Origin of the sequence: Mycobacterium alsense (genome assembly GCF_002086635.1) — a bacterium.
In the GTDB taxonomy this organism is placed as follows: Bacteria; Actinomycetota; Actinomycetes; order Mycobacteriales; family Mycobacteriaceae; genus Mycobacterium; species Mycobacterium alsense.
The window spans coordinates 108,142-118,090 of sequence record NZ_MVHD01000013.1 but is presented as its reverse complement, the minus strand read 5'-3'; the positions used below and the strand labels follow the sequence as shown (position 1 = coordinate 118,090).

General features: G+C 68.9%; 10 protein-coding genes and 1 pseudogene. 5 read left to right on the top strand and 6 right to left on the bottom strand.

The features are described from left to right. From BST11_RS10555 to BST11_RS10540, 4 genes and pseudogenes are all read left to right on the top strand, one after another. Window positions 1-184, top strand: a pseudogene (locus BST11_RS10555) (mammalian cell entry protein); the annotation flags it as partial. A 32-nt stretch (window positions 185-216) separates the two neighbouring features. Continuing rightward, window positions 217-1,383: a virulence factor Mce family protein gene (locus tag BST11_RS10550; RefSeq protein WP_083137937.1), complete on the top strand. Its 1,167-nt coding sequence runs from the start codon at window positions 217-219 to the stop codon at window positions 1,381-1,383. Further along, complete coding sequence (locus BST11_RS10545) at window positions 1,377-2,933, top strand: MlaD family protein (protein WP_083137926.1); 1,557 nt, start codon at window positions 1,377-1,379, stop codon at window positions 2,931-2,933. Before BST11_RS10550 ends, BST11_RS10545 begins: the two co-directional genes overlap by 7 nt. Before the next feature lie 175 nt (window positions 2,934-3,108). After that, entirely contained in the window at window positions 3,109-3,414 is a 306-nt protein-coding gene (locus BST11_RS10540) for a type II toxin-antitoxin system Phd/YefM family antitoxin (RefSeq protein ID WP_142276292.1), read from the top strand. Here the strand turns inward: BST11_RS10540 and BST11_RS10535 are convergent. After that, complete coding sequence (locus tag BST11_RS10535) at window positions 3,406-4,257, bottom strand: DUF3097 family protein (RefSeq protein ID WP_083137924.1); 852 nt, start codon at window positions 4,255-4,257, stop codon at window positions 3,406-3,408. The genes BST11_RS10540 and BST11_RS10535 overlap by 9 nt on opposite strands. A gap of 230 nt (window positions 4,258-4,487) precedes the next feature. On the opposite strand from BST11_RS10535, the gene BST11_RS10530 reads away from it, so the two are divergent. Continuing rightward, window positions 4,488-4,748: a DUF3349 domain-containing protein gene (locus BST11_RS10530; protein ID WP_083137923.1), complete on the top strand. Its 261-nt coding sequence runs from the start codon at window positions 4,488-4,490 to the stop codon at window positions 4,746-4,748. 102 nt (window positions 4,749-4,850) lie between these two features. Here BST11_RS10530 and BST11_RS10525 read toward each other — a convergent pair whose 3' ends face one another. From BST11_RS10525 to BST11_RS10505, 5 genes are read right to left on the bottom strand one after another with little or no spacing between them, the layout of a single operon-like run. Then, entirely contained in the window at window positions 4,851-5,921 is a 1,071-nt protein-coding gene (locus tag BST11_RS10525) for an ABC transporter ATP-binding protein (protein WP_083137922.1), read from the bottom strand. A 2-nt stretch (window positions 5,922-5,923) separates the two neighbouring features. Continuing rightward, entirely contained in the window at window positions 5,924-6,766 is an 843-nt protein-coding gene (locus BST11_RS10520; RefSeq protein WP_083137921.1) for a carbohydrate ABC transporter permease, read from the bottom strand. Then, window positions 6,753-7,685, bottom strand: a complete 933-nt coding sequence (locus BST11_RS10515) for a carbohydrate ABC transporter permease (RefSeq protein ID WP_083137920.1) — start codon at window positions 7,683-7,685, stop codon at window positions 6,753-6,755. Before BST11_RS10515 ends, BST11_RS10520 begins: the two co-directional genes overlap by 14 nt. Next, window positions 7,682-9,007 (bottom strand): ABC transporter substrate-binding protein, encoded by a 1,326-nt coding sequence (locus BST11_RS10510; protein WP_083137919.1) that lies wholly within the window; start codon window positions 9,005-9,007, stop codon window positions 7,682-7,684. The genes BST11_RS10515 and BST11_RS10510 overlap by 4 nt, the downstream gene beginning before the upstream one ends. After that, entirely contained in the window at window positions 8,997-9,914 is a 918-nt protein-coding gene (locus BST11_RS10505; RefSeq protein WP_083137918.1) for a sigma-70 family RNA polymerase sigma factor, read from the bottom strand. Before BST11_RS10505 ends, BST11_RS10510 begins: the two co-directional genes overlap by 11 nt. Between the last annotated feature and the right edge of the window lie 35 nt (window positions 9,915-9,949).

The following is a 9,949-nucleotide window of genomic DNA, read 5'->3' as shown; positions in this document are numbered from 1 at the left end:
CCCCGCCCCCGGGCTGCAGACCCCGCCGGGACCGCCGAACGCCTACGACGAGAACCCGGTTTTGCCGCCGATTGGCCTGCGGGCGCCGCAGGTGCCCATCCCGCCACCTCCACCGGCGCCGGGAGTGGTCCCGGGCCCGGTCGCGCCGACACCGGTGGCCGCCGCGACGGGAGCGGGATCGTGATCGGCACACAAACCCGCCAAACCGTAAAAGCGCTGTGCGCGTCCGCCTCTCGCGCTCGGCACCGGGCCTGGCGGGGACTGGTCCTGGCGAGCGCCGCGGTGGCGCTGACGTCGTGCGCGAAGTGGCACGGAATCGCGAACGTGCCGATGCCCGGCGGCCCCGGCTCCGGTCCGGGCAACTACACCGTCTACGTGCAGATGCCGGACACGCTGGCCCTCAACAGCAACAGCCGGGTGCGGGTGGCCGACGTCTTCGTCGGCACGGTGCGCGCGATCGAACTGAAGAACTGGGTCCCGACACTGACGCTGCGGCTCGGCAAGAACGTCAAGTTGCCCAGGAACGCGAACGCCAAGATCGGCCAGACCAGCCTGCTGGGTTCTCAGCATATTGAGCTGGCGGCGCCAGCCAACCCGTCCCCGGAGCCGCTGAGGGACGGCGACACCATCCCGCTGAAGAATGCGTCCACCTATCCCACCACCGAGCAGACGCTGGCAAGTCTCGCCATCGTTTTGCGCGGAGGCGGCATCCCGAACCTCGAAGTGCTGCAGAACGAGGCCTACAACATCGTGCACGGGCGCGCCGACCAGATCCGCGCCTTCCTCGGCAAGCTGGACACCTTCACCGCCCGGCTCGACGAGCAACGCGCCGACATCACCCGAGCCATCGATTCCACCAACCGGCTGCTGGCGTACGTGGGCCCCCGTTCCGACGTCCTGGATCGCGTTCTCACCGAATTTCCGCCGCTGCTCAAGCATTTCGCCGACAAACAGCACCTTCTGATCGACGCGGTCGAGGCGACGGGACGGCTGGGAGCGCTCGCCGACCAATACCTGTCGGCCTCGCGCGGCGACCTCCACCAGGACCTGCAGTCGCTGCAGTGCCCGCTGCGGGAACTCGGCCGCTCGGCGCCGTATCTGATTCGCGCACTCAAGCTGATCCTCGTCCGGCCGTTCGACATCGACGCGGTGCCCAAGGCATTTCGCGGCGACTACTTCAACCTGTCGCTGACGCTCGACCTGACCATGAGCGCCGTCGACAACGCGGTCCTCACCGGTACGGGGTTCTCCGGGGCGCTGCGCGCGCTCGAGCAAGCGTGGGGCCGCGACCCCGAAACGATGATCCCCGACGTCCGCTACACACCGAACCCCAACGACGTCCCGGGAGGCCCACTGGTGGAAAGGGCGGACCGGCAATGCTGACGCCCTTCATCAAGCGCCAGCTGGTCATGTTCGCCGTCCTGACCGCGGTCACGGCGGTCGCACTGGGCTGGTACTACTTGCAGATCCCCAGCGCGGTGGGGATCGGCCACTACACGCTGATGGCGGAGCTGCCCGCGTCGGGCGGGCTGTACAAGACCTCCAACGTGACGTATCGCGGTGAAACCATCGGCACGGTCACCGCGGTCGAGCCCGCCGCGACGGGCGCGCGGGTGATCATGAGCATCGGCGATCGCTACCAGATCCCGATCGACGCGTCGGCGAACGTGCATTCGGTGTCGGCGGTCGGTGAGCAGTATCTGGACCTGGTGTCGGAGGGCAACCCGGGCCGATACCTCGCGCCGGGCCAGACCATCAAAAAGGGCACCATACCCACCGAGATCGGGCCGGCGCTGGACGCGGCCAACCGCGGCCTGGCCGTGCTGCCCAAGGACAAGATCGCCGCGCTGCTCGACGAAACAGCCCAGGCGGTAGGCGGTTTGGGCCCGGCGCTACAGCGACTGGTCGATGCGACGCAGGCCATCGCCGGCGACTTCAAGGCGAACATCTCCGATGTCAACGACATCGTGCAAAACGCCGGGCCGGTCATCGACAGCCAGGTCGACTCCGGCGACTCGATCGAGCGCTGGTCGCACAACCTCGACATCCTGGCCGCCCAAAGCGCGGAAAACGACCAGCACGTGCAGAGCATCCTGACCCACGCCGCACCGACCGCCGATCAGGTCAACGAGGTCTTCGGCGACATCCGCGAGTCGCTGCCGCAGACCCTGGCGAACCTCGAGATCGTGCTGGACATGCTCAAGCGCTACCACAAGGGCGTCGAGCAGCTGCTGGTCGCCTACCCCCAGGGCGCCTCGGAAGGCCAAACCGTGACGTCGGCCTTCCCGGGCTACGCCTCGCTGGGCACCTCCCTGACCATCAACCAGCCCCCACCGTGCCTGACCGGGTTCCTGCCGGCAGCCCAGTGGCGGTCTCCCGCCGATACCAGCCTGGCGCCGATGCCGTCCGGAACCTATTGCAGGATCCCCCAGGACGCTCCCGCCAACGCCGTGCGCGGGGCGCGCAACCTCCCGTGTGTCGACGTGCCCGGTAAGCGCGCGGCGACGCCACGGGAATGCCGCGACCCCAAGCCATACGTCCCGATGGGCACCAACCCGTGGTACGGCGACCCCAACCAGATCGTGACCTGTCCGGCGCCGGCGGCCCGCTGCGACCAACCCGTGAAACCGGGCCTGGTGATACCCGCCCCGTCGGTCGACAACGGGCTCAACCCCGCCCCCTCCGACAGGGTCGCGGGCACACCGCCCCCGGTCAGCGACCCACTGCAGCGGCCGGGGGCCGGCACCGTCGAATGCAATGGGCAGCAACCTAATCCGTGTGTCTACACCGCCGCCGTGCCTCCCCCGGCCGTTTACGTCCCGCAGAGCGGCGAACTGTTGGTGGGGCCCGACGGGGTGAAATACTCCGTCGAGAATTCACGCACGACAGGCGACGACGGATGGAAGGACATGCTGGCGCCGCCCACCCAGTGACGCCATCCGTACACAAACGCTTAACCCTGCTCTCGCACAACGATTTCCACTGGTCCGCGCGATGCGGCCGGCACTCGTCCCGGCCCTGTGGTTGACACTGACCGCACGTACAGTCATAATTGTCGCGTCGGGCGCGCGGACGCACCTACCCATGGGCGTCCCGAATTGGAGTGACATGCGGACAGTGATCGGCCTCGGCCAGCTTCGGAGCGACGCGTGTAGCTATCTCGAACGGGTGGCCGCCGGGGAGACGATCGACGTCGTCCGTCGCGGCAAGCTCGTCGCGCAGATCCTGTCGGTCGGGAGCTGGAGGGCGGCCCCCATACTGGCGCGACCGAACACCAGCGGATGGGTCGGGCTTGACGAACTGCGGACGCGCGCCGGGCGATGCTTCGATCGGGTCGCGGCCGGGGAGACGGTCGACGTCGTCCGCGGCGGCCGGCTGGTCGCTCGCATCGTCTCGGCCGCGCCGTCACGCTGATCTTCCGGCCGGCTGCGTCACGAAGTCGATGAGCTCCTCCACACGCCCGATGAGCGCCGGTTCGAGATCGCTCCAGTCGCGCACCCGCGAGCGGATGCGCCGCCACGCCCGCGCGATGTCCGCCTGGTTGGCGTGCGGCAGGCCCAGCGCCGCGCACGCCCCGTGCTTCCACTCCATGTGGCGCGGGACCTCCGGCCAGGCCGCCAGGCCGAGCCGCTGCGGCTTCACCGCCTGCCAGATGTCGACGTAGGGGTGCCCCACGATCAACGTGTCGGCCCCGCCCGGCCCCCTGCGCACCGCGTCGGCGATCCGCGCCTCCTTCGAACCCGCGACCAGGTGGTCCACCAGCACCCCCAGCCGGCGCCCCGGGCCGGGCCCGAACTCCGCGACGATGCCCACCAGGTCGTCGACGCCGCCGAGGTGCTCGACGACGACACCCTCGATGCGCAGGTCCTCCCCCCACACCTGCGCGATCAACTCCGCGTCGTGCCGGCCCTCGACGTAGATCCGGCTGGCGCGCGCGACCCTGGCCCGGGCACCCGGCACGGCGACCGAGCCGGACGCCGTCCGGGCCGCGGCGCGGGGTGCCGGGCGACGCGGTGCGGTGAGGATCACCGGGCGGCCGTCGATCAGGTAGCCGGGGCCGAGGGGAAAGCCGCGGGTGCGGCCGTGCCGGTCCTCCAGGTCGACGCGACCGTATTCGACGCGCACCACCGCACCGACGTAGCCGCTTTCCGCGTCCTCGACCACCAGGCCGCGCTCGGCCGGGTGCTCGGTCGAACGGGGTTTGCGCCGGCCCGGGGCGAGGACGTGGGTTTTCGAGGTTTCATGGCGATCCTGCACCCGGCAATACTAGGAAGCGTTGCGGCCAAACGCCGTTACGGCACGCCTGGAAGGCACCAGAAGTCCCAGGAACCCGAAATTGTTAAAGCGCTAAGGATTCGGGCGCAAGACTGAAAAATTCATAAATAGTCGTAAGTAACTGCGTTGTCTTACCGGGCAGTTGGCGCTGCCGCTGATAAGTTGCTAGATGCCGCTAATGCACAGCGTGTGGCGGTGAGTGAGGTGACGTTATGGACCTGTCCCATTGGGTGTCGAGCTTCGTCGCTTTTTTGCGCGCCGGCTACGTCCCGCCGACGGTTTTGCCGCATCGGCGCGTATCCAATGACGAGATCACCGCCATCACAAGAGAACTGATCATGCGCAGGTGCCGGCCGATCAGCGCCGCCGACGTCGGGGTGGCGATCACCTACGTCACCAACGAGCTGCCCTCGGAAGGCGACATCGCGCGCGTGCAGCGCCGGCTGCATGCGATCGGCTGCGCGCGCGACTAGGGCCGGCTCGATATCGGGCGCCCAACGTCGACGTGTTGGGCAAAATCGCGGAAAGTCGGCCCCACAACTCGACGTTCGGCGCCGGGCGGACGGAGACGATGGTCACGAAAGCCGCCGCCCGTCGGTGCCGAAGAAATGCAGATGGGCGGCTTCGGGCTGCAGCCGCACGCGGCTGCCCTTCTCCGGCGGGTGGCGCCCGTCGGCGCGGGCCACGACGGGCTGGCCGATCACATTGCCCGAACCCGTGATTCGGCCGTACAGGTAGGCATCCGCGCCGAGATCCTCGACCACGTCGACCTCCATCTCGACGCCGACACCCCCCAGTTGGAAGTGCTCGGGGCGGACCCCGACGACGACGTCACCCGCCGTGCCGGCGATCTCGCGCGGCACCGGGATCGGCCAATCCCCCAGCGAGACCGACGCACCCACGATCGGAAGGGTGAACAGGTTCATCGCCGGTGATCCGATGAATCCCGCGACGAACACGTTGGCGGGGTTGCGGTAGAGCTCGCGGGGCGTCGCGAACTGCTGCAGCACCCCGTCGCACAGCACCGCGACGCGGTCACCCATGGTCATCGCCTCCACCTGGTCATGGGTGACATAGACCGTCGTGGTGCCCAAATGCCGTTGCAGCGCGGCGATCTGGTTGCGGGTCTGCACCCGCAGTTTGGCGTCCAGGTTCGACAGCGGCTCGTCCATCAGGAACACCTGCGGGCGGCGCACGATCGCGCGGCCCATCGCCACCCGCTGCCGCTGCCCGCCGGAGAGGTCCTTGGGTTTGCGGTCGAGATAGGGTTGCAGGTCAAGCAGTTTCGCCGCGTCCAGCACCCGTTCGCGGATTTCGGCCTTCGGGGTCTTGGCGATCTTCAGCGCGAAGCCCATGTTCTGCGCCACGCTCATGTGCGGGTACAGCGCATAGTTCTGAAAGACCATCGCGACGTCGCGGTCCTTGGGATCGACGCGGCTGACGTCGCGGTCGCCGATCAGGATGCGCCCGGAATCAAGCGTTTCCAGGCCGGCCACCATCCGCAGCGAGGTCGTCTTGCCGCACCCGGACGGCCCCACCAGCACGACGAATTCGCCGTCCCCGACCACCAGGTCGAGGCCGTCCAGCGCCGGCCGGTCGGCTCCCGGGTAGCGCCGCGTCGCCCGCTCGAAGCTCACGGAGGCCATGGCTACCCGTTCATCCCGGTGACGGCGATGCCGCGCACGAAGGAGCGTTGGGCGACGGCGTAGATGACGACGAGCGGCACCATGATCACGATGGAGGCGGCCATGATCACCGGCCACCGGGCGACGTATTCGCCCCGCAGCCGGACCAGGCCCAGCGTCAGCGTCGCCAGGCTGTTGCGCTGCAGCATCAACAGGGGCCACAGGAAGTCGTTCCACACGTTGACCCAGGTGAGCACCGCGAGCACCATCACCGCCGGCCGCGCGTGCGGCAGCAGGATGCGCCAGTAGATCTGCCACGGGGAGCAGCCGTCCAGGGTCGCCGCCTCCTCCAGATCGGTAGGGAGCGTTCGGAAGAACTGCCGCATGAGGTAGGTGCCGAACGCGCTGCCGAACAGGCCCGGCACGATCATCGCCCAGGGGGTGTCGACCCAGCCCAGCGTTCGCATCAGGATGAACTGCGGGATCACCGTGACCGTCAGCGGCACCATCAGGGTGCCGAGGTACAACACGAACAGCGTGTCGCGGCCGCGAAACTTCAGTCGCGCGAACGCGTACCCGGCCAGCGAGCAGAAGAAGACCTGCCCCGCGGTGACGCACCCGGCGTACAGCACGGTGTTGAAGAACATGCGCCAGAACGGCATCAGCGTGAAGACGTCGGTGTAGTTGGACCACCGCGGGTGGGCCGGCAGCAGCCTCGGTTCGGCTACCTCGCCCTCCCTCTTCAGGGATCCGGAGACCGCCCAGGCGATCGGGAACAGCCAGCACCACGCGACGCCGAGCAGCGCGGTGTAGACCAGGACCGCGCGAAGGGCGTGGCGCGTGAACACCCGCTCAGCCGAACCCACCGGAAGCCTCCAGCGATCGCTGCCGGGTGAGGCGCAACTGCACGACGGTCAAGACCAGCAAGATGGCGAACATCACCCAGGCCAGTGCCGACGCGTAGCCGAATTCCAGGAACGAGAACGCGTGCTGGAACAGCATGATGCCCAGCACATAGGTCGCGGTTTCCGGCCCGCCGTTGGCGCCGTTGAGGACGTAGACCAGGTCGAACGCCTGGAACGCGTGGATGATCGAGATGACCGCGACAAACGACACCGCGCCCCTGATCAACGGCACCGTGATGAACGCGAACTGCCGTATTTCGCCGGCTCCGTCGATCCTGGCCGCCTCGTAGACGCTCTCCGGCACCCCCTGCATCGCCGCGAGCAGGATGACGGCGGCGAACGGCACGCTGCGCCACACGCTGACGATGCACAGCGAGATCATCGCCCATTGCGGGTCCACCAGCCATGGGATGGGCCCGATCCCGACCCAGCCGAGCATGATGTTGAGCAGCCCGTTGTCGGTGTCGAAGACGAACTGCCACACGACCGCCATGACCACCGACGAAATCGCCAGGGGCAAAAAGACGATGGTGCGAAAGACCCCGATGCCCTTGATCTTCCGGTTCAGCACACCGGCCACCACGAGGCTGATGAGGACGGTCGGCACGACGGTGCCGATGGTGAAGACCACCGTGTTGCGGACGGCGATGAGAAACAGCGGGTCGGAGGTGAACAGCTCTTGGAAGTTTTTGAGGCCCACGAACTTCGGCGGGCTGAAGATGTCCCACCGCTGAAAACTCATGTACAGCGAGAACCCGAGCGGAAACAGCATGAACACCGCGACCGCGGCCAGGTTGGGCGCGACGAACAGCCGACCCGCCCGGGCGCGCCGCCGCGAAGGACCGGAGCCGCTGGGCCCTTGGCGGGCAATCGATGTCATGGGCTGCGCAGCACCTCGTCGATGGCGGGAGACATCGCGGTCAGCGACGTCGCGGGACGGGATCCGCGCAACACCGGACCGAAGTTGCGGTCCATCAGCGCAACGATCTTCTCCCACGCCGGGGTGACCGGCAACCCGTCGGAATACTCCGGTCCCTCGGTGAGCACCGCCTGGTTGCCGACCCTGTGGTGGGCCGCGGCGAAGCCGGCAGAGCCGAGCGCCGACCGCAGTACCGGCACGAAGAGGTTGGACTCACCGATCAGCGCCTGCCCCTCCGGGCCGGTCGCGAATTTCACGAATTCCCATGCCTGTTCCTTGCGGCGGCTGCTCGACGAGATGGCCAGCCCGGTGGAGCCGATGTTGGAGCGCGCGGGCTGCCCCTGGCGGCGCGGCCCCACCGGCAGCGGGGCGACGTCGAAATCCAGGCCCTCGGCGCGGACGAAAGTCTGGTGGCGCCAGTGGCCGCCCAGCGCGATCGCCGCCTTGCCCGAGGCGAACAGGTCCGGCGTGGACATCGACTGCACGTCGGAGGCGTTGGGCGCCACGCGGTGCTTGTTGGCCAGGTCGGCGTAGAACTGCACCGCCTCGATGAAGGCGTCGTCGCCGAAGTTGAAGTGGGCCGGGTTTTTCAGCGGGGTGGACCACGGCACGCCGTTGTTCATGGCGAACAACCCCGCCGAATAGTACGAAACGAACACGTTGACGAACCCCCACTGGGTGGTGCGCCCGGATCGGTCCCGCTTGGTGAGAGCGGTTGCGGTGTCAAGGAATTCGCCCCAGTTCCATGGTTGGTCCCACCGTCGGGGCGGCGCCGGGACGCCCGCGTCGGCGAACAGCCTTTTGTTGTAGAACAGGTAGTTCCCGGACCACTGCTCCGGGAGCGCGTACTGCCCCCCGTTGAACGTGAAGGTCTCGTACAACGACGAGATGCCGTCCGCGGCGAGTTGCGTTGCGAAAGCCCGATCGTGGGCGAGCATGGTGTCGAGGTCCAGCAGCACCCCCCGGGCGGCCAGCTCGGCGTAGGTCAGGTCCCAGGCCATCAGGACGTCGGGGCACCGGCCGCCGGCGCAGAACGTCGACAGCTGCTGCATCACGCCCGGGGCGGACAGGACGGCCCGGACCTTGATGTCGGGGTGGCGGCGCTGGAATTCGTCGACGATGCGCATCCTGGCGTCGCGCTCCTCCGGGTTGGCCGCGAAGAAGAACGTCAGCGCGTCGTCGTCGGGGGCGCAGCCGCCGACCCAGGGGGCGGCCATCGAGGCCGCCGCGAGCGCCCCGGCGCCCCGCAGCAGCCCGCGCCGCCCGAACGGCCTATCCGGCATCGCGCGCCCCCTGGGCTGGTGCGGGGAGCGCGAGGACGGCCCGGCGCAGGTCGTCGGGATTGCCGGTGATGTCGACGGTGTGAATGCGGTCGTCGGCCCCGATGCCGATCCGCAACAGGACCTGCGGGCGCCCGCGCGGGGCGATCACGATGCCCGGCAGGCCGTCGACGAGCAGGACGGCACCGGCCCGCGCGCGCCCGGCGAAGCGGCGGGTCTCCTCGGCGACGCGCCGCGCCCCGCGCAGCTCGGTCGGCACCTCCTTGCCGACCAGCGCCGGATCGACCCGGCGGACCACGTCGGGAGCCAGCAGTTCGAGCAGCGTGGCGATGTCGCCGCCGGCCGAGGCCGCCAGAAACGCCTGCACGACCTCGAGGTGCCGGACCGCGCGGCCGGGCGGGGCGGCGGGAGGGGCGTGCAGCCGCGCGCGGGCCCGGCTGGCGAGCTTCTTGGCGGCCGCCGGCGAGCGGCCCAGCAGGCCGCCGATCTCCTCGAACGGCATGGCGAACGCGTCGTGCAGCACGAACGCGACACGCTGCGCGGGCGAGAGCCGGTCGAGCACGACGAGCAGCGCCTGACTGACGGAGTCGGCCAGCAGGGCGGCCTCATCCGCGGGCGCCGCGGCCGCGGCGAGCCGGTCCAGCTCATCGGGATCGGCGAGGGGTCGCTCGGCGCGCCGCTTGCGCACCCGAAGTTGGTCGATCGCCTCGCGCGCGGTGATCGTGGTGAACCATCCGGTGAGGTTGGTGATCTCGCCGGCGTCCGAACGACTGGCTTTTAGCCACGCCGCCTGCACGGCGTCGTCGGCGTCTGCCGCCGAGCCGAGCAGCTGATACGCCACCGACCTCAGGTGTGGTCGATCCGCGTCGAACCGTCGCGCGAGATCCACAAGTCCCCGGGGTGCGCTCATGGGTCACCTTTCCTGCGTGGGAGTCGTCAAGAAGA

Bases quoted from the DNA above. Each gene is read 5' to 3' on its own strand.
- BST11_RS10545 (WP_083137926.1), top strand. From the start codon at position 1,377: ATGCTGACGCCCTTCATCAAGCGCCAGCTGGTCATGTTCGCCGTCCTG.
- BST11_RS10540 (WP_142276292.1), top strand. From the start codon at position 3,109: ATGCGGACAGTGATCGGCCTCGGCCAGCTTCGGAGCGACGCGTGTAGC.
- BST11_RS10530 (WP_083137923.1), top strand. From the start codon at position 4,488: ATGGACCTGTCCCATTGGGTGTCGAGCTTCGTCGCTTTTTTGCGCGCC.
- BST11_RS10525 (WP_083137922.1), bottom strand. From the start codon at position 5,921: ATGGCCTCCGTGAGCTTCGAGCGGGCGACGCGGCGCTACCCGGGAGCC.
- BST11_RS10515 (WP_083137920.1), bottom strand. From the start codon at position 7,685: ATGACATCGATTGCCCGCCAAGGGCCCAGCGGCTCCGGTCCTTCGCGG.
- BST11_RS10510 (WP_083137919.1), bottom strand. From the start codon at position 9,007: ATGCCGGATAGGCCGTTCGGGCGGCGCGGGCTGCTGCGGGGCGCCGGG.
- BST11_RS10505 (WP_083137918.1), bottom strand. From the start codon at position 9,914: ATGAGCGCACCCCGGGGACTTGTGGATCTCGCGCGACGGTTCGACGCG.